22 protein-coding genes are annotated in these 24,233 nt (G+C 38.4%); 4 read left to right on the top strand and 18 right to left on the bottom strand.

Features of this window, described 5'->3' with window-relative positions:
- Positions 1–104: 104 nt before the first annotated feature.
- The 3 genes from FJR11_RS18625 to FJR11_RS18615 all read right to left on the bottom strand — a co-directional run bounded on the left by FJR11_RS18625 (position 105) and on the right by FJR11_RS18615 (position 3,025).
- Positions 105–812, bottom strand: a complete 708-nt coding sequence (locus FJR11_RS18625; RefSeq protein ID WP_168506343.1) for a cyanoexosortase B system-associated protein — start codon at positions 810–812, stop codon at positions 105–107.
- Positions 813–942: 130 nt separating this feature from the next.
- Positions 943–1,833, bottom strand: a complete 891-nt coding sequence (crtB, locus tag FJR11_RS18620; RefSeq protein ID WP_168506391.1) for a cyanoexosortase B — start codon at positions 1,831–1,833, stop codon at positions 943–945.
- A gap of 64 nt (positions 1,834–1,897) precedes the next feature.
- Positions 1,898–3,025 carry a DegT/DnrJ/EryC1/StrS aminotransferase family protein gene (locus tag FJR11_RS18615; RefSeq protein WP_168506341.1) on the bottom strand — a complete coding sequence of 376 codons (1,128 nt, stop codon included), beginning with the start codon at positions 3,023–3,025 and terminating at the stop codon, positions 1,898–1,900.
- A 309-nt stretch (positions 3,026–3,334) separates the two neighbouring features.
- Here FJR11_RS18615 and FJR11_RS18610 point away from each other — a divergent pair, with 309 nt between their 5' ends.
- The gene (locus FJR11_RS18610; protein WP_168506338.1) at positions 3,335–4,840 is read left to right on the top strand and encodes a GAF domain-containing sensor histidine kinase; all 1,506 of its coding nucleotides are present in this window, start codon (positions 3,335–3,337) and stop codon (positions 4,838–4,840) included.
- A gap of 92 nt (positions 4,841–4,932) precedes the next feature.
- On the opposite strand, the gene FJR11_RS18605 is transcribed toward FJR11_RS18610, so the two are convergent.
- From FJR11_RS18605 to FJR11_RS18565, 9 genes are all read right to left on the bottom strand, one after another.
- Positions 4,933–7,530, bottom strand: a complete 2,598-nt coding sequence (locus FJR11_RS18605; RefSeq protein ID WP_168506336.1) for a chloride channel protein — start codon at positions 7,528–7,530, stop codon at positions 4,933–4,935.
- A gap of 7 nt (positions 7,531–7,537) precedes the next feature.
- A complete protein-coding gene (locus FJR11_RS18600; RefSeq protein WP_168506334.1) occupies positions 7,538–8,851 on the bottom strand; it encodes a TldD/PmbA family protein in 1,314 nt (437 codons plus the stop codon).
- 90 nt (positions 8,852–8,941) lie between these two features.
- Positions 8,942–9,799: a Tab2/Atab2 family RNA-binding protein gene (locus FJR11_RS18595; protein WP_371417583.1), complete on the bottom strand. Its 858-nt coding sequence runs from the start codon at positions 9,797–9,799 to the stop codon at positions 8,942–8,944.
- 116 nt (positions 9,800–9,915) lie between these two features.
- Positions 9,916–10,602: a uracil-DNA glycosylase family protein gene (locus FJR11_RS18590; protein ID WP_168506330.1), complete on the bottom strand. Its 687-nt coding sequence runs from the start codon at positions 10,600–10,602 to the stop codon at positions 9,916–9,918.
- A 219-nt stretch (positions 10,603–10,821) separates the two neighbouring features.
- Positions 10,822–11,910 carry a tetratricopeptide repeat protein gene (locus FJR11_RS18585; RefSeq protein WP_168506328.1) on the bottom strand — a complete coding sequence of 363 codons (1,089 nt, stop codon included), beginning with the start codon at positions 11,908–11,910 and terminating at the stop codon, positions 10,822–10,824.
- 288 nt (positions 11,911–12,198) lie between these two features.
- Positions 12,199–12,636 carry an NADAR family protein gene (locus tag FJR11_RS18580; protein WP_168506326.1) on the bottom strand — a complete coding sequence of 146 codons (438 nt, stop codon included), beginning with the start codon at positions 12,634–12,636 and terminating at the stop codon, positions 12,199–12,201.
- Positions 12,637–12,686: 50 nt separating this feature from the next.
- Positions 12,687–12,893 (bottom strand): glycogen debranching protein, encoded by a 207-nt coding sequence (locus FJR11_RS18575; RefSeq protein ID WP_168506325.1) that lies wholly within the window; start codon positions 12,891–12,893, stop codon positions 12,687–12,689.
- Between the two features lie 118 nt (positions 12,894–13,011).
- Positions 13,012–13,416, bottom strand: a complete 405-nt coding sequence (locus tag FJR11_RS18570; protein ID WP_168506323.1) for a biopolymer transporter ExbD — start codon at positions 13,414–13,416, stop codon at positions 13,012–13,014.
- Entirely contained in the window at positions 13,400–14,053 is a 654-nt protein-coding gene (locus tag FJR11_RS18565; protein ID WP_168506321.1) for a MotA/TolQ/ExbB proton channel family protein, read from the bottom strand. The genes FJR11_RS18570 and FJR11_RS18565 overlap by 17 nt, the downstream gene beginning before the upstream one ends.
- A 428-nt stretch (positions 14,054–14,481) precedes the next feature.
- Between FJR11_RS18565 and FJR11_RS18560 the strand changes: the two genes are divergently transcribed.
- Positions 14,482–14,724, top strand: a complete 243-nt coding sequence (locus FJR11_RS18560) for a hypothetical protein (RefSeq protein ID WP_254444783.1) — start codon at positions 14,482–14,484, stop codon at positions 14,722–14,724.
- Here the strand turns inward: FJR11_RS18560 and FJR11_RS18555 are convergent.
- The 5 genes from FJR11_RS18555 to FJR11_RS18535 all read right to left on the bottom strand — a co-directional run bounded on the left by FJR11_RS18555 (position 14,721) and on the right by FJR11_RS18535 (position 20,374).
- Entirely contained in the window at positions 14,721–15,470 is a 750-nt protein-coding gene (locus FJR11_RS18555) for a DevA family ABC transporter ATP-binding protein (protein ID WP_168506319.1), read from the bottom strand. The two genes, FJR11_RS18560 and FJR11_RS18555, sit on opposite strands and share 4 nt — an antisense overlap.
- 34 nt (positions 15,471–15,504) lie before the next feature.
- On the bottom strand, positions 15,505–16,686 hold the full coding sequence (devC, locus tag FJR11_RS18550; RefSeq protein ID WP_168506317.1) for an ABC transporter permease DevC: 1,182 nt from the start codon (positions 16,684–16,686) through the stop codon (positions 15,505–15,507).
- A 34-nt stretch (positions 16,687–16,720) separates the two neighbouring features.
- A complete protein-coding gene (locus tag FJR11_RS18545) occupies positions 16,721–18,010 on the bottom strand; it encodes an ABC exporter membrane fusion protein (RefSeq protein ID WP_168506315.1) in 1,290 nt (429 codons plus the stop codon).
- Positions 18,011–18,070: 60 nt separating this feature from the next.
- Positions 18,071–18,652, bottom strand: coding sequence for a TetR/AcrR family transcriptional regulator (locus FJR11_RS18540; protein WP_168506313.1), 582 nt, complete (start codon positions 18,650–18,652; stop codon positions 18,071–18,073).
- Between the two features lie 102 nt (positions 18,653–18,754).
- Entirely contained in the window at positions 18,755–20,374 is a 1,620-nt protein-coding gene (locus tag FJR11_RS18535; protein WP_168506311.1) for an RluA family pseudouridine synthase, read from the bottom strand.
- 222 nt (positions 20,375–20,596) lie between these two features.
- On the opposite strand from FJR11_RS18535, the gene FJR11_RS18530 reads away from it, so the two are divergent.
- Positions 20,597–21,289, top strand: a complete 693-nt coding sequence (locus FJR11_RS18530; RefSeq protein ID WP_168506309.1) for a GUN4 domain-containing protein — start codon at positions 20,597–20,599, stop codon at positions 21,287–21,289.
- A 222-nt stretch (positions 21,290–21,511) separates the two neighbouring features.
- Here the strand turns inward: FJR11_RS18530 and FJR11_RS18525 are convergent, their stop codons facing one another.
- Positions 21,512–21,700 carry a hypothetical protein gene (locus FJR11_RS18525; RefSeq protein WP_168506307.1) on the bottom strand — a complete coding sequence of 63 codons (189 nt, stop codon included), beginning with the start codon at positions 21,698–21,700 and terminating at the stop codon, positions 21,512–21,514.
- Between the two features lie 285 nt (positions 21,701–21,985).
- On the opposite strand from FJR11_RS18525, the gene purH reads away from it, so the two are divergent.
- Positions 21,986–23,509: a bifunctional phosphoribosylaminoimidazolecarboxamide formyltransferase/IMP cyclohydrolase gene (purH, locus tag FJR11_RS18520; protein ID WP_168506305.1), complete on the top strand. Its 1,524-nt coding sequence runs from the start codon at positions 21,986–21,988 to the stop codon at positions 23,507–23,509.
- Positions 23,510–24,233: the final 724 nt, after the last annotated feature.

Here is a 24,233-nt window from a genome sequence, read left to right as displayed (position 1 = left end):
ACTAGTAAATATCAACATTAGTTAAATAGTTTTTAATTTTAGTATTAACACTGTTTTTTATACCTTGGGAATTTGCTCAATATATTTTTATGAAAAATCTAAATTTACAAAACCTCCGTTATTAAAGTTTTCTGTACAGTTTCACCCAGTGACTGCACCTGATTCCAAGATGTTTCCACTTGTCCTAAAGGCTCTATTGGTAGCAAAATAGTAACCGCCACCCAATAAATACGCTGACGCTGCCATTGTGCTAATTGATCTGCAATAAACCAATTAAACGGTGTTATATTACCACTATTTGGCATTGCATACCATTGTAAAACGGCAAAAGTTTGCTGTTTTGTGGCAGCACGGAAAAAATTAGCCATAACTCTAATTGTCGCATTTGCACCTTCCTTTGAGGGCATTTTCACAGTAAATTCCCTGAGACTATCTTGAGCTACATCCCAATTCCCCCAGCTATCCACCTCTGTCCATTCTATTTGTGGTTTATCTTTGGGTCCGTTTTGCGGTAGCAAAATCAATATAGCCTCTGTAGAAGTTCCTTCTTTCTTGATGCGTTGCCAAGACCATTTGTGTTCACCAATTAGCTGTGGGGATTGTTCAATAGTCTGCCACCCAGGCAGGGTTAATCCGACTTTGCGAATCTGTCTTAATTGCTTGAGGTTGGTAACTGGTGGGGGCTGTTTCCATTGCCATTTTCCTGTAAAATATCCGGGAACTGCTCCCACTAACAAAAGTATTAATAATAATATCAGCACAGCTAACTGATACCAGTGTTGTCGTTTGATCAACTGAAATGGGGAAATCATAAGAAATTCGGGAGTCAGGAGTCAGGAATCAGGAGTCAGGAGTTAGGAGTCAGGAGTTAGGAGTTAGGAGTTAAGAGTTAGGAGTCAGGAGTCAGGAGTCAGGAAGAAGATGAACGTTCTCTGTTGTTTCTCATTGCTCTTGAAAATCAGTATGTGGTTCTACTGTAAAATAGGTATTCAGCCAATTAAGTAGAGGTATTAATGATAACAGCATACAAGCTGAATATAGGTCGCCACCCCAACTATCATGCAGCCATACAAAAGCTCCTTCATTGCCTGTACCGTGAAAGAATGTCAGAAAGGTATTGCGAATAATATTAGCAGTTACACTGATAATCATAGCAGCAGATAAAAATATCGCACTGATGCGACGAGAAGATAAAGCTTCTGTCCAATAAAGTAACATCAGGCTGACGTAGAGGGTAGTTAACAACATTTTCAGTCCTGCACAATAGGGAGCAACTTCCACAATTCTTCCACCTACATAAATATTTATACCATTTACAGTTACATCCATTCCCATTTGATTGAGAATAAACCCGGCTGTACCAGCAATAAAGCTTTGTAACGGAAATGTATAAGGAGTGATGATGTATGGTATGGCTGTGGGAGTAGCGAGAAATACTAAGACAAGGGAAAATCCCTGTAATTTTAAACCGGGGATGCCTTTTAACCACAAACAAATTCCAGTCAGTATCGCAGGTAAGGAAAGGTTGACCCATTCCGTAACACCACTTAAGTAAAATACTGCGCCAACTATTAATAATAATAAACCAAAAGGATTACTAACATCTGGAAGACGTTGCCATTTTTTTCGGTTTAACCAGCTTAGGTAAAATGCAAATGGTATACCAATAATACCATGACTGAAATATTCGTGTTCTATACTAATATTTTTGTGTAACCAACCATCTACCCAAGTTATTAATATCGGTGCATAAAGTAGCATTAAAAGTCCTATAATTCCGAAAGTTAAAAGTTGTGTTGTGTTGGTTTTTTTTAACTGTTGTGGAAATGTCATATTATTTGGGTAATTGGTAATTGGTAATTGGTCATTAGTCATTGGTTTTTCTTCTCCTACACCCCTATTCCCCTATTCCCATAGCAGATACAACTTCTGCGATTTGATGACTATTCAAACCTGGGTACATGGGCAATGATAATATTTGGACAGATAGCTTTTCCGAATGGGGAAAATCACCTTTTTGATAACCTAAATATGTGAATGCTGGTTGCAGATGACAGGGGATTGGATAATGAATTCCTGTTTGAATTCCGGCTGCTGTTAGTTGTGTTTGTATTTGTTCGCGGGTTAAGGGATAAGATTCACTTATTTTAATGACATAAAGATGATAAACATGACCTGTACTACTTTGGTTTTCTATAGGCAGAATCCCCAGAGATGCTAAATGTGCTAGTTTTGTATTATACTCATTGGCAATGGTGAAGCGATCGCTGTTCCACTGAGCTAAATATGGTAATTTTTGTTGTAATATAGCTGCTTGCAAAGTATCCAAACGGCTATTAGTTCCCGGTTCTACATGAACATACTTTTGAGATGAGCCATAATTTCGTAAACGGCGGACTTTTGCCGCTATCTCTGCGTCTGCTGTTAGCAGCATTCCTCCGTCTCCCAAAGCTCCTAAATTCTTGCTGGGATAAAAACTAAAGGCTGCGGCTTTTCCCACTGCACCGGCTTTGTATCCCTCTCTTTCAGCTAAGTGTGCTTGGGCTGCGTCTTCAAAAATGATGACTTGATGGGTATGGGCAAAATCTAATAACTGGCTGGGTGATACCATTTGTCCATAGAGGTGGACGGGGATAATGGCTTTAGTTTGGGGCGTAACGGCTTTTGCGGCTGCTTCTAAATCAATTAAGGCTGTTTTCGGGTCACAATCCACTAAAACTGGCTTTGCTCCCGTTTTTAGCACGGCAATTAATGTGGCAACAAAGGTATTGGCAGGTAAAATTACTTCATCACCAGTACCAATATTACAAGCTTCTAACCCCAGTGCGATCGCATCTGTTCCTGATGCTACTCCAACTCCGTATTCTGTGCCAGAAGCTTTTGCGAAGGCTGTTTCAAAATCTGATACTGCTTGTCCTAAAATAAAGTCACCATTAGTCAATACATTCTCTATTGCTTGGTGCAGTTGAGATTGAATTGGCTGGTGTTGGAATTTCAAATCTACAAAAGGAATTTTAACAGTCATTTTATTGGTGGTTGGGTAGCCTAAAAAACTATCTCACTCTTCCCAGTTCCCAGACTTCCTAGAGAAGTTGGTAATCTAGTTGTTCAATAAGTAGGATAACCGATATATGTGTCAGTTATTGATACTAATAATTATATAGTAGGGAAGGAGGAATAGGGAATAGGGAACAGACAAGAGACAAAAGGGTTAATTTTTTCTAATCAGGTATTGATTGTCGTCACAAGTGGGGAATGCTTAGAAATAGGAAGGAATAACCTTGAGAGATTATTCAAATTAAAATATCAAGCAGTTATCAAGGCAGTAATGACAATGGTAAACTCAGAAAATAAATTATTTGCTCCTCAAAGTGATTGTAATTCCATAACCACAAAAGAACAAAAACGCCTCCAAGCTTTATCAAAGCTGGGTTTGCGACAGTCAGAAATAATTCCTGTATTTGAAGAAGCTACCCAAACCGCTGCTCACTTTTTAGAAGTAGAAATTTCTATTTTGGGATTTATTGATCAAAAATTTCATTGGTTTAAATCGGCGGTGGGCTTATCTCGGTTAGGATTGATGAATGATTTAGCTCGTAACCGTCAAATTTTGCGTCGGGAGTCATTTTGCACTCAGGTAGTCGAAACTTCACGGATTTTAGTAATTAATGATATCAGCAAGGAAACAAATTCCCTCATTCAAGAAAGTAAGTTGGTCCGTAATTATGGCATCCGGGCATATATGGGAGTGCCTTTAATTGATGCAGCAGGCAACTGCTTAGGTACATTAGCAGTTATGTCTCGTCAGCCTCGTATTTTCACAAATCGTGATATTGAGTTTTTACAAATCACTGCGCGTTGGAGTATGAGTGAATTTGAGCGCAACCGATTATTACAAAATAATCCAGAAGTAGGGAATAATAAACCTCACCCCAAATTTCCGCTCCCAGAAGAACAGACTATTAACTTAGAAATTGCTCCTCCTAGTGTGGAAATAGACTTTGATTTCAGTCAACAAATTAAATTAGAACTGTTAAACCAGCTAACTCAAGAGTTACGGACACCTTTAACATCTATATTAGGTATGACTGGTGTTCTCGAAAGGGAAATTTATGGCCCTTTGACAACTAAACAGAAAGAATATCTAGAAATCGTCCAACACAGTGGCAGGTATTTACTTTCTTTAGTTAATGAAATTACTGAATTAGACGCAACTAATGAAAATTCTCATGTGATAAATTTAGCTCCTGTAGATATTGAAATGCTCTGTAAACAGGTTATCAATACTTTAGAGGATTTAGCTATCCGTCGTGATCAAGATATTCGCCTATCTATAGAACCAGGACATAATCGCCTATTATCTTTAGATAAATATAAGGTGCGGCAAATTTTGTATCACTTGATTTTTAGCGTGATTCAAATTTCTACTATGGGTAGTATAGTTAGAATTCACGTTACTTATAAGGAAGATACTTTATCTGTAACTGTGTGGGTATCCCATCCTTGGTTAGGAGATGGGATTACTGATTGTGATTCTTATTTTTACCTCAATTCTTCGGAAATTATAGCTGTGGTAGATGAATATACAAATGATCCTAATCAGCCAAGAAATACCCTAAACTCCCTTGATTTTTCCTCAGATATTTTAGGTAATTTTCTATTCGATAAAGCTAGTAAGTTATCTGCTAATATGTCCCGTGAAAGACTAGGCATTTTGTTAAGTTGTCATTTAGCAAAATTACATAGTGGAGAAATTTCTATTCAAGGTTCACGAGAATCAGGATACCGTTATGTGCTATCTTTGCCTCTCAGATTTGCCACTTCTTCTACGTCTGAATGATGATTTTTATGATCAATCTGATTAAAGGTAGTCAAAAACTCATGGAAATCATGGAAATCAGGTAAATTACACAAATCATAGTTGAGACGAAATTATTCCCTAATTGCGCTTCTAACTAAAATTACGGTACTATCAACACCAGAAGCGATCGCTTCGGGAATGTTACCTTGAATTGCTTGTTGTAATAATCCCTCACGGGAAGCGCCCAAAACTACAACGTCGAAACTTTCAGTTTTGACTAATTCAATGACTCCCGCTATAACGGATTCCGCTTGCAAAGATGCAGCGACAACATTACTTTGTAAATTGCGGTGACGCATTAATTGGCGAGTAGATTCCTCTAAAACCGTCATATCTGGTGCAACTTCCCCATGTTTAACTACCTGAGTTAAGCGGATTTCTATGTCGTTTTCCAAAGTTACTAAAGCAGGTAATAATTTAATGGCAATAGGTGCATTTGGCCCCCCAGCCATGGGTATTAACCAGCGTTTAAATTGCTGGTAGGAATGGAAATTATTGCCTAATTTGACCAAGACAACATCACAGTTGGCTTGACGAATTATAGTATCTACTACACTTCCAAAAATCCTCCCAGGGGTAGATGTATTTCCCTTCCAACCCATGAAAATTAAGTCTATATATCGTTCCTTGGTAGTTTCTAAAATAGCTTGGGCGATATCATGGGCGACACGAATCTGGGTATGAATGGGAATATCCCATTTTTTGCTTAATGTTTCCGCTTGTCGGAGTAAACGGCGGCTTTTTGCTGTGTTGACTGGGGTTTCCGCTGGAGAACTATGACGGGAGACGAGAATAATTTGTAAACATTCTATTTCATAATGGCGATCGCGGGCGATAGCAGCAGCCATTTCTAATAGTGCGGGGGCGGTTTCTGGGTTGGCAAGGGTGACTAATAATCTACCTCTACCAATACTCGGAGAACGAGTTTGGTAAACTAAATAAGAAGGTTCTGGTTGGGGGCCTGTGAGTCCATTTTCCCCATTCAGATGATCTGCTTCTGCCCGAATAATATCAGCACGGGTAATAATCCCAATTAACTTTTTACTATCTACCACAGGTAAACGGCTAATTTGATATCTGTCTAATAAATAAAGAACATGACTTAATCTATCTGTTGGTGATACTGTCACCGGTTTGGGTGTCATCATCTCTTTTAACAGAGTTTCGTGAGGTGAGAGATGATTACGGACTTTCTGTAAATCGGTTTGGGAAATTAGTCCTACTAATTTATTATTGTCTACAACGGGAAAACCACGATGATGAGAACGGGAAAAGGCTTTGATAACTTCATCTCCTGTCATGTCGGCTTCTAAGGTTTCGACCTGTTGCTGCATAACATTTTTAGCAGTTAACTGTGTTAATATGCCCTCAATTGGATTCTCTTTTTTGAGAGTGATGCCATTTAATTTTAAAAGTTTGTCATAAAGTGAACCAGGAACAACTTTCTCCGCCACTAGATAAGATGTTACAGAAACCACCATTAAAGGTAATACTAAATTAAAATCTGTGGTAATTTCAAAAATAATCACAATTGCAGTCATGGGAACTTTGGAAACGGCGCTGAAAAATCCCCCCATTCCGGCTAATGCGTAGGTAGTCGGTGAACCCACTCCAAATACTTGCAATTCACATACGCCAATCATATGTCCTAAACAAGAACCTAAAATTAAACTTGGTGCAAATAATCCCCCCGGTGCGCCAGAACCAAAGGCAATTAAGGTTAAGATAAATTGGGTAATAAAGGTGATTGCTGCTAAAGGAATATTCGGTTCACTAGCAATCATATATTGTCGTAAACCTGCATTATCTCGAAAGTATTCAGGAAGTGAGGCAATAATCAAACCAGAAGCCAAACCGGCTAAAGCTGTCCGCAAAGGTAAACTAATATGTAAGCGGCGATAACCTTGAATACTGAAAATTAATCCCCGATTAAATAAAGCCGCTAATAAACCCGTCAAAACTCCCAAAATTAATAAGATGGGAATTTCCAATAGGGAAAAACTGCTAGAGTGCTTAATTAGTTCCAAGTCTAGTTGGAGACTACCCCCACCCAACCACCGGGAAATTACACCACCAATAAAAGAAGCGATAATTGCCGTTCCTAAAGTTAAGCCTGATAAATCTTGTAATAACTCTTCAATAATAAATAGTACGCCGGACAGAGGCGCATTAAAAGCCGCTGCTAAACCAGCCCCAGCCCCCGCGGCAATCATCTGTCGGCGGTGATCTGGAGAGGTAGGAACTAAGCGACTCATTCCTGCTGCTAACGCTGCACCAACATGGACTGTAGGCCCTTGTCTACCCAAGGTTAACCCCGAACCCAAGGCAATAATTGCAGTAATTAACTTGACAACAGCCACTCGCAATGATAGTTTGATTGGCACGTTTGCCAAAGAGGCTTTGACTTGGGGAATCCCACTACCAGCCGCTTCCGGCGCTAATCGCTGGACTAACCAACCAGAAAGAAATCCGAGACTAATGCCAATAACTGGCAGCGATATCCAGGCTGGAAAAATGTGGGTAGTATGCACTCGCCATGTCCCCAACCACCCTGAACCTTGTTTGAGTAATACCGCAGATAAAGCGGCTACTATCCCAATTACAGAAGCTTCTGCTATAGCTAAACCCCTTCTAGGTTGCCAAAAGTTCCGAAAGTGATTGGTTAGCATGGGATTTTTAATTATTTTTACCCGTGATGGATAGTCCTTCCACTATCAGTGATGGTGTATAACAAGAACCATTCCAATCAGCATCGCCACCTAGTTGGACTACTTGCTTCAGGGCTGTGTAGACATTTCCTGCGACCATCGTATCCTTAACCCGGCCAATTATTTGACCATTTTTCACCCGATATCCTAAGTCAACATTGACGGAAAAATCACCCGATAGTCCGCTACAACCACCTAACATTTGATCGATAATTAAGCCATTATCCATTTTTCTAATTAAGTCTACTAGAGAAAGATCACCGGGTTGAATCAGGAAATTAAATAACCCAGGAGTGGGATAACTACCTAAGCTGGGACGAAAACCATTGCCAGTGCTACCAGTGTTTAATTGTCGTCCGGTGGTGCGATCGCTATAAAAATTCCGTAAAATCCCATTTTCGATAAATATTAATGACTGGGTAGGATGACCTTCATCATCAAAGGGACAGCTATAGGGACCGGCTTCTGGATTTTGGTAAAGGGTAAGGGTGGGGGCAATGACTGGTTTACCCAATCTGTCCACCCAAGGGGAAGCTTTTTCCAAGATGTGTTTCCCATTCAACGCTGATTGCACAGTTCCCCACAACATATCTGCTGCTTTAGAAGTGAACAATACAGGACAACGACCACTGGGACTAGGAATATTTTCTTTAGCCCAATTTAATCGCTGTAAAATTTGGCTGGCTATTTTCTCTGGGTTGAGTTGATAGCGTTGGGTTTGGCCATCAGCAACACTGAGAAAATCATCACCTCTGACCCATTCCGCTGACATATAGCAGCTAAGAGTGGTATCGGTGTAATGAGAATCTAAACCGTTGCTGTTGATGAGTCTGGTGTTTTCTACATCACATTCCCAGTCACTATGACACAGAATATCTGGATAGACATCACGAATTAGGGCGATCGCTTCTTTGCCCCAATTAATCAACATCTCGACAGATACAGATGTACCTAAATCTGGGTAAGATTGCCCCGAAGGACTACCTAATTCAACTGTTTCCGGTGGATTTAATTGACTCAGTGCCAAAGATTTCTCCACCATTGCTTGAGGATCAACATCGCCATAGGCCACCGTCAAACCGGGACAACCATCCCGCCATAGCCGCAGGGCTGTCCCCTCAGCTTGGCTAGTTTCTAGTTGTTTGAGACGGTTGGCTTCAAAAAAAACTGGTCGAGAAAGCGATCGTGATTGATACACTTCCGCCGCCTCAGCACCAGACTTGAGGGCAAGTTCTAGCAGTTGTTCCGCCAGTGTATCTTGTAACAAATTTTCAGAACCCATGTCCCTTTATGAATTATGGATTTTGGATATAAATCGCTTAATAGACGCAGTCTATTATCCCATTAGCGTGTCATCAACAGTTACAGTTTTTTATGGCAAATTGATTTCCTGCAACAGCCAAAATCCTGCAAAAGCTTGGGATTGGGCATCGGACTGGACACCAATAAAATGTACTCCATTGGCTTGTTCCTTGGCTACCGCAAAACCTTGGGCCTCTGCGAGAAGTTCGGGAGTGCGGATATTAGCCACAACCCAACTTTCCGTTGCCCCAGTTTCTAAAATCAAGCGGTTTCCTTGCTTGGTGTCAAAGTGCAAATAAGCCATTTCTAAACCAGACATCCAACCCGCTATCGGTAAAGCCCTGGGAGAGAAAATCAAAATTCCTGGAATCCGAGTTTCTGGGGACAATTGCGCCAATTCCAGGGGGAAAGCTTCACCAAAGCCAATTTCCCAATCGGGCATATCCGCAAAATCACTAGCCTCTAAGGTAACAAAAGCCCATTGTTTTCCTTCCAAAGCATCTGGTAAACGCTGGGGTAAAGGTCTATCTAAACGCACGGAGGGATTGGTCAATCCTTGATATCCCGGTTCTTGGGGATAGACTTCCTTCATGCGTTGCTGTATCCACTGATTGAGAAGCAAAGTCCGCCGACTTGGTACAGCGGGTATCCCCACATCCTCACAGGATTTTGTAATCATGTTGTTCATTTGCCGACGGAAAAAGCGGATTTTGGTAGGTGCTGCACCGGCTTCTTCTATCGCTTCCTGGATTGCTGTTCGCAACCAACCCGAATTTACCTGGGTACTGGGGCAATATTTAGCATAGCGAAACAGAGAATCTGTCTGGGTGCGGATATCTTCGGGACTTTCGCACACCAACATTTCCCACACTTTTTTTTGATTTTCGTCCAAAATCGGACGGGAGTAAAAATCGAGTTCCCAGTTCATTTTTCTTGGACTGCCCATGTTTTAGCGGTAAAAATCTGATGACTTGATATTTTGTGATTTTTTAACTTTACCAAGTTACAGCAGCATTGATAATTGGTAATTGATTCTGCAATGCTTTAGTTTTTGCCTTGGTTCTTGAGTTCATCAAACTTGGCACGCACTACCTGTATATCTTGCCACATTAACCACTTCGGCTTTCCTTGTTCCCGTGAAGGGTTACGCAATAAATAGGAGGGATGGAAAATAGGCATACATAAACGTCCTTCCCACTCTAGCCATTGACCACGAATTTTCGTAATCGGCCGTTTATCGCCAATTACACCTTTGACGGAGGTTGCACCTGTTAATAAGATAATTTTTGGGTCAACTAGGCGAATTTGCTCGAATAAATATGGTTTACAAGCCGCTGCTTCTTCATTGGTAGGTACACGGTTCTCCGGTGGTCTACACTTACAAATATTCGCAATATATATATCTGTTTCTGTACTTAAATTTACTGATGCTAAGATATTTTCTAGTAATTGTCCTGATCTACCTACAAATGGTAAACCTGTTTCGTCTTCGTTTTTTCCCGGTGCTTCCCCAATAATCATAATTTCGGCTTGGAGATTACCACGTCCAACTACTGCATGAGTCCGGTTTTGCTCTAATGCACAACGGTGACAGTTATTACAGTGTTTTTCTAATTCTCCTATATTCTCATAAGTTCCGGGAGCAATGGGAATTTTGCTACTGCTAGGAATTAGCTCTCGTTGGTTCAAGCTAGAGTTATCAAAGAGACTAAGTTGAGTTTCGTGCTGCATGGAATTTGTGATGGTAACTGGCAACTCCAGTATATTGAGGAGGAAGATTGTTAGTTGTGTGAATCTCATCCTATCAATTAATGGACTTATCGCGGTTATTAGTGGGATGAAAACATCCAGTTATTGTAAAACATGGCTCTAGCATAGCTACCGCAGGTATACGCCACGGTGCGCTATGAAATAGCTTTTAACCCAATCAATAGGTTTTATTCCCTCTTGCTAAGGGTTTTGCTCGTATTGCATAGCTTTGGCATAATCACCCAAAGCGTAGCAAGTAGCTCTCAAGCTTGCACAGGCTTTTTCAATACTGCGAGTATCTTGAATTGATTGAGCTAGGATTAATTGTTGTTCATAGTACAAAATTGCTTCAGTATATTCACCTATGGCTTCATAGGCTACGGCTAATGTATTTAATGACTGTTCTTCACTTTGCTTGTCTTTAATTTCTCTAGCTAGTTGCAATCTTTCTTGATAATACTGAATGGCTTTGAAATAATCTCCTAAAGTATAGCAAGCATTACCAAGATTTTTCAGTACCTGGGAAGCAGCACGATGATTATTCAGGGAACGTGCTAAAATAACAAACTTTTCATAAAAAGCGATCGCTTGTGGGTAATTTTCTAGTGCGTAGTAAGCATTACCTAAATTTTTCAGGACTTTTTCTTCTCCCCACTTGTCTTGGAGTGCTTGTAAAATTGTCAGGCTTTGTAAATAATACTGAATTGCTTGTTTAAAATTACCACAAGCTCTATACACTAATCCTAAATTATTCAGTGCGGCTACTTGACTGCGCTGATCTTGTAAATATTGGGTAATTTGTAAATCTTTATTCAGACAATCAATAGCTTTTTCGTATTCATTTAGATGTCGGTAAGCATTACCCAAGCAGGAAAGAGCTTGCATTTCTATCTTCTGATCGGGATATTCTTTAATTAATAATAAACACTTCTGACAATAGTAGATAGTGTTTTCATAGTCTGCCATACTGTAGGCTACTAACCCTAAAAAAGCTAGTACCTGGGATTGTTTTTCTATATTTTTAATTGATTCTAATAGCCTGAGTGCATTTTTCAACGACTTCATGGCTAGATGAAATTCACCAGATTTTTGTTCTCTAATGCCTTGATGTATAAATTGAGATGCTGCTGATAGTTGTGTTTGGATATCTTCTAGGGATGATGCTTCTGTGACTGCATCTGAACTAAATTCATATTTTATAGTATCATTATTTACTATTGGTAAATATGCTGACGGTATTTCTATGTAAATATTTTCTTCTGAGATATTACTCCTCGGATATTGTAACATTTACTTATTCCTCTTTTCTAATCTCTATATTTTAGCATTCCCACAATTAGAAGTTATACCTCTATATATGTAATTATTTTTTCAATTATTTATAATATTCATCAGTATATACATGAATCCGGTTTAATTTTTGATAACTTGGTGTGACGTAGCCATAATTACTTGTATGAATAGGGAATAGGGAGAAAGACGGGTAGGAATACTATTTGGTTAAGGAAAATTTATATACCGACAAGCTCTTGTATAAAATATTGGCATTGCCATGAATATCTTTTGATTTAAGAGGATTTAAATTGATTTTAGCTGTTCCCGTACTGCCATCAAAATTATACCTAGCATATTTTTACCACTACCATCTGCACCACAACCCCAATAGTAATCAATAGGTGAATTTTCTACTAATTCTTCCTTGTCTGTAGATAGGAGAATTTCTTTAATATCTGCATGGGTAGAAAATTTGCATAATACCGCATTTCTCATAATATTATCTTTCACTTCTTCCCAATCTGGACGTAAAGGAAGTGTTCTTTGTCTGCCCATTTTGGCAGCTTCTTTTGGTGTTTTGACTAAGCGCAGTTTTTCTAAATGAGGTGTACCAAGAAATTTTTGGGCTTGAAAGTAATGTTCGCTAGTAGACCAATATAATTCATCTAAAACAAATCCATGAGATGAGAAGTTAGAGAAACAGCCATATTCCTCACGGGTACTATAAAAGTAGATTGTCATAATTAATCTTAAAGTTTATGGTAATTGGTAATTAGACAACTAACAACTGATTAACTGAGTTTTAAGGCATTAACTGGGACATCATCCCAAGACTGAACTGTTCTTAATTGTGCAATCCAGCCGTCTGCTTTTTGTGTTTCGGTCAAATTATTCTTGTATGATTCATGACAATCTTTCGCCTGAGACTCATCACAACAGGCAATACAGGCGTGAATCATCCCAGAAGGATCAATTTGCTCATTTACCCAAATAGTCATAGATTATCTCCTAAAAATGTGGTGTGAAAACAACTAACTCTAATTTTAGAATACTATAGCCATCATATTTGATTCATGTACGCAAGCAGAACACGACTGACAACCAACAACTAGGCAGTTAAGGTTTTTGAGTAGCTATCGCTAATTTTGCTCCTTTTACCTGACGCACCCGATCCATAACCATCACTACTTGCCCATGAGCCGCACTTTGATCGGCGTTAATAATCACTACTACCTCAGTATTTTTTCCCATTAATTGCTGTACCTCTGTCGGTAAAGTATCGAGGGTGACTGGTTGGCGGTTTAAGCTGAGTTTGCCTACAGAGTCTACTGTCACAGTAATTGGTGCGGCTGATGATTGGGCTTTTGCTGTGCCGGCTTTGGGTAAGTTAACTGGCAATCCTTCGGAACGATTTAAAAATAAGGTGGACATGATGAAAAATGTCAAAATGGCAAAGATGACATCAATCATCGGCACAATATTAATCTGGGCTGGTAAATCAGGTTCATCTGGTAGACGCATAGGATTTATCCCCTCTTTCATAACGACGACGATAAACTAATTCTAACTGGCCGCCATATTCTTGAATCCAAGCAATTTGCCGCAAATACATTCCGCGAAAGCTATTGGCAAAAAGCAGCGTAATAATAGCGACAACTAATCCTGTTGCTGTGGATACTAAGGCTTCACTAATCCCAGATGTGACACCAGCGGTTTTTGTGCCACCGACATCGCCAATATTTAATGATGCAAAGGAGGCAATTAACCCCAATACTGTACCTAGCAGCCCTAATAAGGGGGCTAAACCAATAATTGTATCAAAAATGTTCTGAAACCTTTTTAATAAAGGAATTTCCGCCTGGGCTTCACTTTCTAAAGCTAAACGGAATTCTTCTGGGTTGGGTTCTTCTAATTCCAAAGCTGCTAAAAAAATCCGCGCCATGGGTAAATCAGTGTTGTTATGAAGTGCTGTTAAGGTGCTAACTACATCACCTTGACGATAGAGTTTGAGGACACTTTGGATAATGCGGTTTTGACGATTACTGATTTTTGCCCAAAAGATAATTCGTTCGATAATTAGGGACACTGCTAAGACGGAAAAAAACATCAGTGGCCACATGACTACGCCACCGGCTTTAAATAAATTACTAATTTCCATTGACTATTTTATTAATCTTGCACACAGCTAGATTAACAGATTGTTGCTAATAAACAAGTATCGGTAGGGAATGTCTGGGGTTGGAGTGCGTTATTTTACAATCTCATCTGTATTGCTGGGTTAATGGCTGCGAGTTTTTTGGTAGAGATTAATTTTGGATTTATTGTTAGATTATATATTAAGTAAGTAGACGAAAATAAATCAAAGTAGATTAAGTAATGTAAAAAATTTGGAGATGATTTCGTAGTGAGGGCTTCAGCCCTCAAATGAGGAATAAATTCCTCACTACAAACTTTGAATTATTCAAGCCGTTCTACTTAACACAACAATTTTGTTGTTCTATTATCAGGAATAAATTGGCATTACTTAATTAATTTTAATGGTTAGGTAATGTCATTCTTGAATAAATGAGTTATAGGTTAAACATTATGATTTTCAATGAATGGCAGTACAGTATTACTAAGGCAGAAATGAAGAAATTTGAGTTAGCAATAGCTCAACTTAAAAGTAAACTAGTGCCAGAAGATGAAAATAAACAAATATGCTATGAAGCTTATTTAGAATCTCTACAAAGCCAAATTGAGGAGTTTACTGAAGAGATAGAAGAATACGAAAATCTCAAAAACAATCAAGGGAAAATTGAGAAATTGCAATATGATAGTGAGGATTAATTTACTTTGACTCCAATATCTACTCCATCACTTTTCAATTGTCCATCTTCCATGTAAACAATCCGATCAGCTATATCCAGAATGCGGTTATCATGGGTGACTAGCAAGATAGTACAGTTTTGTTCTTTTGCCAACATTTGCATTAATTCCACCACATCACGTCCAGATTGTTTATCTAATGAAGCCGTGGGTTCATCTGCTAATACTATTTTTGGATGACTAACTAAAGCGCGGGCAATTGCTACCCGTTGTTTTTGTCCTCCTGATAAATTCTCTGGATAGGAATTAATATGTTCTCCTAACCCGACGTGTTCTAACATTGCTATAGATTTGGCATTAATATCGCCTTTGAGGTAATTTTCATGCAGTTCCAAAGACATCCGCACATTTTCTTTGGCTGTGAGAAAACTCATTAAATTATGGGCTTGAAAAATATAACCAATTTGACGACGCAATTTAGTTAATTGTCCTTTATTTGCGCCAGATACTTCCTGTCCTAATACTTGCAAACTGCCATTTTGGGCAGAACGTAAACCCCCCATTAATGATAATAGGGTAGTTTTGCCCGAACCAGAGGGACCAGTCATAATGACAATCTCTCCTGCATTAATCTCTAAATTAATATCAAATAATACTTGTTTTTGCAGCGCCCCTTTACCGAAATAATGATTGAGATTAGCAACAGAAATAATTGGTTCTAAAACAGAATTAGCGGAAACAGCAATAGTTGTAAAGTCTAATGACATAGTTTTTTGTGCCTTTGCATGAAACAGAAGAAGGTTAAAAAATATCGGCAGGATCAGCAGAACGGAGTTTTTGCATAGCAATTGCTCCAGAAATAGTACACATAATTACCGTTAAGATAAAAACATTAATTGCCCGATCTACCTTCATACCTATGGGTAAAAGAGTTGCCGCAAAAGTTAATTGATATAATCCAAAAGATAGAAAAAATGCAGGTAAATAACCCAAAGCTGCTAATAACAATGCTTCTTGTAATAAAACTCGTAATAGATAATTATCGGTATAACCCATTGCTTTGAGAGTGGCATATTCTGGTAAATGATCAGAAACATCAGAATAAAGAACTTGATAAACAATGACAATACCAACTATGAAACCGACTATCACACCCAAACTAAAAATAAAACCAATTCCTGTACCATTAGCCCAATAAGTTCTTTCTTTTTGGGCAAATGTTTCGGGAGTACCAACTTCAACAAAGGGATTTTTAGGATCTGGATTTAATCCTATTTGCAGTTGTTTTCTAACTTTTTCAATATCAGCACCGGGTAGAAGAGTAATTAACCCAACTTCAATTTGATCAGCTTTACGAGTAGGAAATAATTGCAAAAAAGTAGAATCACTAACGACTACATTCCCATCCGCAGCAAAGGAAGCACCATTTTGAAATAAACCCTTAACACTGACATTTTTGCCGCTTAATTCAGCGTTGAATTTCCCATTTGCGCGAAAATCTTTGCCAATTTCTCCATATTCTGGACGACTGGCTTCATCAAATACAACTTGATTCAATTGTTTCAGATCATTTTTCTTAGCTTGAACTTCAGGAAATTTTAACCCAGGTGCAGATGGATCTACACCCCAAACTAAAATAGATCGATCCATTTTTGTTTGAGGATTGCGCCATTGTCCCGTACTAATGTAAATAGAATTAACTGATTTTACACCGTTATAACTTAATGCTTGATAAAGTCTTTCTCTAGAAAAGCTTTTGACTGAAAATAGGGTTTGAAATTGAGGATTAATTAATACCAAATCTGCTTGTAAATTCCGATGAGGTTGAATAGCAGAATCAAATAATGCACTTTCAAAACCCATCTGAATAAATATTAGGATATCAGCAAAAGCAATTCCCGATACTGCAATCACTAGCCGCGTTTTTTCTTTCATTAACTGCCGCCAAGCTAGGGGCGTTTTCCGAAATATTTTATTAATCATTAGTTTTATTTTCTGCACCTCTATGGGAAAGTAATTACAATTGAATTGCTGTTTGTACTTGTAAATTAGTTAAGCCAGAAACTTTTTTACTATCTTCAGGAGTCAGGCGAATTTTTACTTCGACAATGCGACTGTCTAAATTTTCTCCTGGTTGATCACTAAAAACATTTTGGCGCTTGACTTGTAAGCCAATTTGTACAACCATACCTTGTAATTCTCCGGTAAATCCTTGACTGGTAATTATGGCTTTTTGTCCTAATTTTATTTTGCTAATATCGGTTTGATAAACTTCTGCTACTGCCATCATTTTGTTAGTTTGAGCAAAGTCAGCAATACCTTCTTTATCAATTTTTTCGCCGACGTGGGTATGAATTTTGAGAATTTGTCCGCTCATGGGGACGCGAATATAAGCTGCTTCTAGTTCAGTTTCTGCCCGTTTGAGATTAGCGATCGCACTTTCAACTTCTGTTTGTGCTAAATTCATATCCACAGGACGAACTTCGGCAATACTATTAAGTTTAGCTTGGGCTTCACTAATTTGTTGATTGCTAGTAGTATTAATGCGATTGAGGGCAATTCTAGCTTCTGCTAATTGTTTATTGGCTGTAGTATTAATCCGGTTGAGAATAGCTTGGGATTCACTTAATGTTTGTTTGGCAGTTTCTACATTTAAACGTTTACTATCAATTACAGAATTAGAAATTGCCCCTTCAGAAAATAATTTTTCATAACGTTGATATTCCGATTCTGCATTTTTGAGTTCTGCGGTTAATTTATTAATAGTTGCTGTTTGGGCAATTCTATCACCTTCCCATTGGGCTGATATCCGGGCAATATTTTCCGCTTGGGCTTGTTGATCTCCTGTATATTGGGCTTTAATTCTACCAACAATTGCTGCTTGTTCTTGAATTTCTCCTAATTTAGCTCCAGCTTTAATTTGTTGTAATTTAGCTTGGGCAACTCTTACTTGTTTCTGGGCTTGAATGACAGAATTTTTTAACAAATCACGGGATTGTAAAATAGCAATTACCCGTCCTGCATTGACTTTATCACCTTCTTTAACTAATACTTCAGCAATGCGATCGCCATCTAATGCTAAAGGTGCAGATAACTTAATTACTTCTGTTTCTGGTTCTATTCGTCCTAAAGCAGTAACTATTTTGGGAATAGGGACAATTGGTTCTGATTCTTTTACAGAAGTTTTACCCATTTGCCCAAAATTAGAAATTCCATACATGGCAATTCCTACTGTAATCGCAGTAGCCCCAATTATTGAAGCAATTAACCCTTGATTTGCGGGTTTAAACAACAGTTTATAATTCATCTAATTTCTCCAAATAAAAAAATAAATTTATTTGCATTTGTTTGTGATTAATTATTAATTTCAACCTTGGCTTTTTGACTGTAAATATGCTGTCACCATTTCACCCAAAAGCTGGCATTGTTCAGGAAAATTAATGTTGTTATTTCCCCATAATTTTTCCAACACGACACCATTGATAAAACTTAAAACGAATGATGCTAATACCACATCTTTAACACCTAATAAATCACAGGCTACTTGCTGACATCGTTGATTAGCACGTTTAAAAACAATGCTATTATTCAGCATTATTTTTGAATCTTGATGTTGACAAAAATCCACCCAAACATAAGTCCATTTAATTAAATAATCCTCATTTTTGACGAGGTATTCTCCCAAAGCTGTCATTAATTCCGATAAGTTATTTTTGCCTCCAAATTCTGTTAAAGCTGTAATTACATCCTGCTGACTAATTTCTTCGACAAATTGCTCAAACAAAGCTTGTTTGTTGGGAAAGTAATGATACAGCGTCCCAGTGGATACCTTTAAACCCGCAGCAATTTGCCGCATAGTAATGGACGCATAGCCTTTTGCAGCAAATAAATCGAAACATTTACCGAGTAATTCTTTGCGGTATTGTTCATGATCAACAATTTTCGGCATAGCATGGCTCGTTATCGGTTTTATATCGAACGCTTGTTATATTAAATAATAAGTTCATCCTCCAATGTTTGTCAATATATCTTTACAAATTAGATGTCCTAGTTAAAACGGTGTTTTTACCTGTAAATGTAAAATTTTTTCTACATGGGGATGCTGAAAACTCAACTCCCTCCCGTGCAGATATAATCTATTGGTATCAGCATGATCACCATAGAGTTTATCTCCTAAAATCGTCATTCCTAATCCTCTGGTATCGGCAGCATGAACCCGTAATTGATGAGTGCGTCCGGTAAGAGGTATAAATTCTACTCGTGTATACTTTCCTTGCCTGTCCAAGACGCGGAAGTAAGTTAAACTAGGTTTACCCCTCTCAAAATCTACTTGTTGATAAGGGCGATTGTCAGGGTTTCCCCACAAAGGTAAATTAACTTCACCTTCTTGAATATCCAGAGAACCTGCAAGCACAGCTTCATAAACTTTATGAACTTGTCTTTGTTGGAATTGTTGACTTAATTGAGCAGAGGTAACTGAATCTTTAGCTATTAATAAAATCCCTGAAGTATCTTGATCTAAACGATGTACAGCTATTAATTCTTGATTATATAGATGACGTAAACGACTAATTACACTATCTTGATTATGAAAATAACGGCCAGGTACAGACAATAATCCTGATGATTTATTCACAGCAATTAGCCATTCATCCTCATAAATTATCTCCAGATTATGTGGTTTTAATCCTGATAGTAAAAATCCCATTAATGGCTGACATCTTTCTAGACAAGCACCATAAAATTCTCCCTGTATTTTATTTTCTCCAGAGGAATTACCCCACCAGAATTCAGCCATTGCTAAAGGTTTTAGTTGATGACTTGCTGCGTAATGTAATAATTTAGGAGCGCAACATTCTCCTGTGCCAGTTGGTGTTCCTGCTGGTAATAATTGCTGTAAAGATAAAGATTTCCCATAAAAATTAGTTAAGCTATAAGCAGCGTGCATTTCTGTTTGTAATTGCCGAGACAATTGTTTCCGCTGTTGTTTTAGTTCCGTAATTTTCTTATCTGCGGCGGTGATGATTTGCTGTAATGGCTGTAAACTTTCATTTTGGCAACGTTTAATATTTCGGCGGTCAATTCCCTGTTGACGGCTTTCTGCTTCCAGTTTTGCCAAGGCAATTTTTAAAGATTCGTCTGTGAGAGTTTGATAAAATTCTTGCCGTTGTTCCTGTCGTTGCAGTTTACTATGATCATGGTGTAAAATGATATGTTGTAACTTTTGGGTATATTCAGCGGACAGGGTTTGATATTCTTGTCTTTCTGGTAGTTGCCCCAGGGTAATTATTTCCTGTTTAATTGCTTCTAACTTCGTTAGAATCTGGCTTTCCAATAAAGCTACTTCCTGTCTGCCAGGAATCGGAGGAACCCAACCTTCCACCATACTATTACTATTTAATAAACCAGAAAATGCTTTAATAACTCGTTGTTCACCATTGGGTAATTCAACTAACAAAATACCATACATTTTTCCCTCATGGGAATACAGGTGATTTTTCTCAAGTTGTTGCATTAGACTATTAGCTATAGCTTCGGCTAAACGGGTGCGGGGTAATCTGAGAATTTCACCAGTTTCGGGACATTTTCCTTCGTAGTAATAGTTTGGTTCTAAAGCTAAAATAATAGAATTGGAGTTGATAAAGTCTGAAAGTGGATGTAGGAAAAGCATAAAATATAGAGTATGATAGATGATTTTACAATTAGCAAATTTTTGTCTAAATTTCTTATCCTCACTGGAAAGATTTTTTTAATATGGATGTTAATTTATTTTACAATACCTCTGATTTTTCTGACTCCAGAAATTATCAATAATCCTATTGGTAATCTTATCACCACCTTGGGATTTTTGTTTTTACCATTCATCCTTATGTACTTTTTTATAGATGAGGATATGAAAAAAATTTCACAGTTTATTTATGTATCAACTAATCATCAACGTTATCGAAAAAAAATCCATAAGATCCTTGCTTCTGTGAGCAAGTATTTTATTTTACTAATAATCTGCTTAATTCCATTTTTATCATTTTTATCATCATATCAAATTCAAGATTGGATTTATTGGCATCCTCAACATCGTCAAGAAAACTATCATCAATTAAGCAAAACTTTACAAGTTAAAAACTGGGAAGATGCTGGGGAGGAAACACAATCGCTGATGTTGAAAATTACTCACAGGGAAAAGAAGAAATGGTTAAGTACAAGAGCCATAGAAACTTTTCCTTGTGATGCTTTGCAGAAGATAGATAAATTATGGTTGAATGCTAGTCAAAATAGATTTGGTTTTATTGTCCAAACTGAAATTTGGCAACAATTAAATAATGGAAAAATTAATTTTGATTATGAAGTAGAGCAGAAATTTCAACAAAGAATAGGGTGGAAACAAGAAGGCATAAAAAATACAGAATCTAATTTACAATTATCCATAGATACTCCAAAAGGACATTTTCCTAAACCCGTGGGAACATCTTTAGGAAAATCTTGTGTAGGTAGTTTAGATAGGCTTTGGTTTGGACAAGCAGTAGGTTGTTATCACAAAATATTTATTCGCATAGATCATTGTCAATCGGTTGCTAATATCAGATAATGAAATAATTATTTTTTGTAACTCTGTCAAATGCGTGATCCACAAAGAAACCACATTAAAATTGATCCGGCCACCCTGGTTCTAATTGGGTCGGCTCTGATACTATTACCACTATTATTAGCTGGTTTTTTGGGGTAAGTAAGTTATCTGCAAAATTAAAAATAGGTTATTTTCAATTAATGAAAATAACCATAAACGAGAAGTAATTTATTTTTGTAACATTTAAATATCAACATTGATATTTTCAATCTGTCTAGCTGCTTTATCCCATAGCTTTGCGGTTTCTTCATCATTCCAGTGAGTTCTCAAATTTTCCGCTTTTTTATGACATATTCGCTCCAACATCTCTAAAATTGCAGCTAGTGTTAATTGCTCAACTAACCCTTCTAAAGCACTCATGTATTCTTTCATGACAGATATTCCTTACATTTCTACGGAAAGTTTAGGGAATTCTTTCAACCTCCGAAGTTAAACATTAACACAAGAAGTGAGGTACACGATCACCACAGGCACAGGAGCAAAGGTGCAAAGTTTGAGATTTTGATAGCTTGTGTGGCGTAGCCATATCTTCGTTCTACTTCAATTCCACAATGTCTTATTTTGCCAATACTCCCGCAGCTAATTATCATTCTATCCACCCTTTCGGTAGAATGTTCTTCACAGAAAACAATTTAGTTCAAAGGAATCTGGGGAATTATGGCGCGTTTAGCCCTGCTGAGTGTATCTAATAAAACTGGTGTAATTGATTTAGCCCGGAGTTTGGTTGAGGAATTTGGCTTTGATATCATCAGCAGTGGGGGAACAGCCAAAACCCTGAAAGATGCTGGCATACCAGTTACCAAGGTTTCTGATTATACAGGTTCACCGGAAATTTTAGGCGGTCGGGTGAAAACTCTTCATCCCCGCATTCATGGTGGTATTTTAGCACGGCGAGATGTGGAACAAGATATAACGGATTTGGCAGATAACCAAATTCGAGCCATTGATTTGGTAGTTGTGAATCTTTATCCTTTTGCGGAAACTATTGCTAAACCAGGAGTTACCCTAGCTGACGCGGTGGAACAAATTGATATTGGTGGCCCCGCAATGTTAAGGGCTTCGTCCAAAAACTATGCCCATTTGACGGTATTATGTGATCCTGCCCAATATGCTGAGTATTTACAAGAATTGCGCCAAAATGGGTCAGCGTCTTTAGATTTTCGCCAAAAATCTGCTTTAAAGGGATTTTTGCACACTGCTAGTTATGATAATGCCATTGCTGCCTATTTAGCTGGCACACAAACCGAAGAATTTGCTATTTCTGGTACACAACTCCAATCTTTGCGTTATGGGGAAAATCCCCACCAACCCGCAGCCTGGTATCAAACGGGAAGTGAAGCCACTGGTTGGGCTGCGGCTACCAAACTCCAAGGTAAGGAACTCAGCTACAATAATTTGGTAGATTTGGAAGCTGCACGGCGGATAATTGCTGAATTTACAGATAGTCCCGCAGCGACAATTATCAAACATACTAATCCCTGTGGAACTGCGGAAGCAGCCAACATTTTCGACGCTTATCAAAAAGCCTTTAAGGCTGATTCCACCTCAGCTTTTGGGGGAATTGTGGCTTTAAACCGTCCTATTGATGCAGCCACAGCGACGGAATTAACAAAGACATTTTTAGAGTGCGTGGTTGCCCCTGGTTGTGACGAAGCAGCTCAAGAAATTCTAACGAAAAAGGGCAATGTCCGAGTTTTGATTTTACCAGATTTGCTGACTGGACCAAAAGACACTGTGAAAGCCATCGCTGGTGGGTTTTTAGTCCAATCTGCTGATGATATCATTGCTGATCCTAGTCAATGGCAAGTTGTCACCGAACGTCAACCCACTCCCAGCGAGTTAGCTGAGTTGCTGTTTGCTTGGAAAGTTTGCAAACACGTTAAATCCAATGCTATCGTCATAGCGAGCGATCGCACAACCTTGGGTGTCGGTGCGGGACAAATGAACCGCGTCGGTTCGACAAAAATCGCTCTCGAACAAGCTGGAGAAAAAGCCCAAGGAGCATTTCTCGCTAGTGACGGCTTCTTCCCCTTCGATGATACCGTCAGAGCAGCCGCAGCCGCCGGAATTACTGCCATTGTCCAACCAGGGGGAAGTCTCAAAGATAAAGACTCTGTCAAAGCCGCTAATGAACTCGGTTTACTCATGGTTGTCACTGGTGTTAGGCACTTTTTACATTAGGTAATTGGTGATTGGTGATTGCTGATTGGTAATTGGTAATTGGTAATTGGTGATTGGTCAATTGGGAAAATTGTTTCCCCCTGCGCCCTGCCCCCTGCCCTCTGCGCCCTGTTCCCTCTTTCAAACAATTTCCAAAATTGTTGTCTCAGGTACTTGCCATTTAATTAAAAGAGTGATAAATTATATTTGTGTGTGAGGAGCAAGTTTAAAAAGCGTCTGGGGTGGAAACACGGCAACACTCCCAGGCGCTTTTTAATGTCAAAAATTTCCCTATAGCAAATATTTCATAAAACACGGTTGTAGAGACGTTCCATGAAACGTCTCTACATTATTTTGCCTTAAATGCTTTTTCAGGTTCTAGATTATTCCGACTTCTAACTCCTGGAAACCAAATGCTCGCTTCATTGGCACAATATAGAATTCCAGAAATGTTCCGGTAATGATCTAGTGTTTTGGCAATTTGGCAGACAACTATTTTAGTTTACAGCTTTAATGGAATATCAACAGGGTGAATGAGCAAGTTGAGAAGTTGTTGATGTCTGGATTACTCCAGCACTAGAGACTTCTAAACCCAAGGACAAGCAATAGATGTGCTGCTGTCAAACTCAGGAAAATATTGCGACATTCAAGTAACAGCCGCTGGCTAAGAATCGCAAACAAAATATATAGTATTTGACCGATTGCCTAATGAACAAACGGATATATTCCGCACAATGTTGAAATG

The organism is Anabaena sp. UHCC 0187 (assembly GCF_009712035.1).
Classification (GTDB): Bacteria; Cyanobacteriota; Cyanobacteriia; order Cyanobacteriales; family Nostocaceae; genus Dolichospermum.
Note: the sequence above shows the minus strand (reverse complement) of the source record. Positions and strands in the feature narration are given on the sequence as shown.

What these genes read in the sequence shown, in the direction of transcription:
- FJR11_RS18625 (WP_168506343.1), bottom strand. Translation starts at nt 812, where the DNA reads ATGATTTCCCCATTTCAGTTGATCAAACGACAACACTGGTATCAGTTA.
- crtB (WP_168506391.1), bottom strand. Translation starts at nt 1,833, where the DNA reads ATGACATTTCCACAACAGTTAAAAAAAACCAACACAACACAACTTTTA.
- FJR11_RS18615 (WP_168506341.1), bottom strand. Translation starts at nt 3,025, where the DNA reads ATGACTGTTAAAATTCCTTTTGTAGATTTGAAATTCCAACACCAGCCA.
- FJR11_RS18610 (WP_168506338.1), top strand. Translation starts at nt 3,335, where the DNA reads ATGGTAAACTCAGAAAATAAATTATTTGCTCCTCAAAGTGATTGTAAT.
- FJR11_RS18605 (WP_168506336.1), bottom strand. Translation starts at nt 7,530, where the DNA reads ATGCTAACCAATCACTTTCGGAACTTTTGGCAACCTAGAAGGGGTTTA.
- FJR11_RS18600 (WP_168506334.1), bottom strand. Translation starts at nt 8,851, where the DNA reads ATGGGTTCTGAAAATTTGTTACAAGATACACTGGCGGAACAACTGCTA.
- FJR11_RS18595 (WP_371417583.1), bottom strand. Translation starts at nt 9,799, where the DNA reads ATGAACTGGGAACTCGATTTTTACTCCCGTCCGATTTTGGACGAAAAT.
- FJR11_RS18590 (WP_168506330.1), bottom strand. Translation starts at nt 10,602, where the DNA reads ATGCAGCACGAAACTCAACTTAGTCTCTTTGATAACTCTAGCTTGAAC.
- FJR11_RS18585 (WP_168506328.1), bottom strand. Translation starts at nt 11,910, where the DNA reads ATGTTACAATATCCGAGGAGTAATATCTCAGAAGAAAATATTTACATA.
- FJR11_RS18580 (WP_168506326.1), bottom strand. Translation starts at nt 12,636, where the DNA reads ATGACAATCTACTTTTATAGTACCCGTGAGGAATATGGCTGTTTCTCT.
- FJR11_RS18575 (WP_168506325.1), bottom strand. Translation starts at nt 12,893, where the DNA reads ATGACTATTTGGGTAAATGAGCAAATTGATCCTTCTGGGATGATTCAC.
- FJR11_RS18570 (WP_168506323.1), bottom strand. Translation starts at nt 13,416, where the DNA reads ATGCGTCTACCAGATGAACCTGATTTACCAGCCCAGATTAATATTGTG.
- FJR11_RS18565 (WP_168506321.1), bottom strand. Translation starts at nt 14,053, where the DNA reads ATGGAAATTAGTAATTTATTTAAAGCCGGTGGCGTAGTCATGTGGCCA.
- FJR11_RS18560 (WP_254444783.1), top strand. Translation starts at nt 14,482, where the DNA reads ATGATTTTCAATGAATGGCAGTACAGTATTACTAAGGCAGAAATGAAG.
- FJR11_RS18555 (WP_168506319.1), bottom strand. Translation starts at nt 15,470, where the DNA reads ATGTCATTAGACTTTACAACTATTGCTGTTTCCGCTAATTCTGTTTTA.
- devC (WP_168506317.1), bottom strand. Translation starts at nt 16,686, where the DNA reads ATGATTAATAAAATATTTCGGAAAACGCCCCTAGCTTGGCGGCAGTTA.
- FJR11_RS18545 (WP_168506315.1), bottom strand. Translation starts at nt 18,010, where the DNA reads ATGAATTATAAACTGTTGTTTAAACCCGCAAATCAAGGGTTAATTGCT.
- FJR11_RS18540 (WP_168506313.1), bottom strand. Translation starts at nt 18,652, where the DNA reads ATGCCGAAAATTGTTGATCATGAACAATACCGCAAAGAATTACTCGGT.
- FJR11_RS18535 (WP_168506311.1), bottom strand. Translation starts at nt 20,374, where the DNA reads ATGCTTTTCCTACATCCACTTTCAGACTTTATCAACTCCAATTCTATT.
- FJR11_RS18530 (WP_168506309.1), top strand. Translation starts at nt 20,597, where the DNA reads ATGAAAAAAATTTCACAGTTTATTTATGTATCAACTAATCATCAACGT.
- FJR11_RS18525 (WP_168506307.1), bottom strand. Translation starts at nt 21,700, where the DNA reads ATGAAAGAATACATGAGTGCTTTAGAAGGGTTAGTTGAGCAATTAACA.
- purH (WP_168506305.1), top strand. Translation starts at nt 21,986, where the DNA reads ATGGCGCGTTTAGCCCTGCTGAGTGTATCTAATAAAACTGGTGTAATT.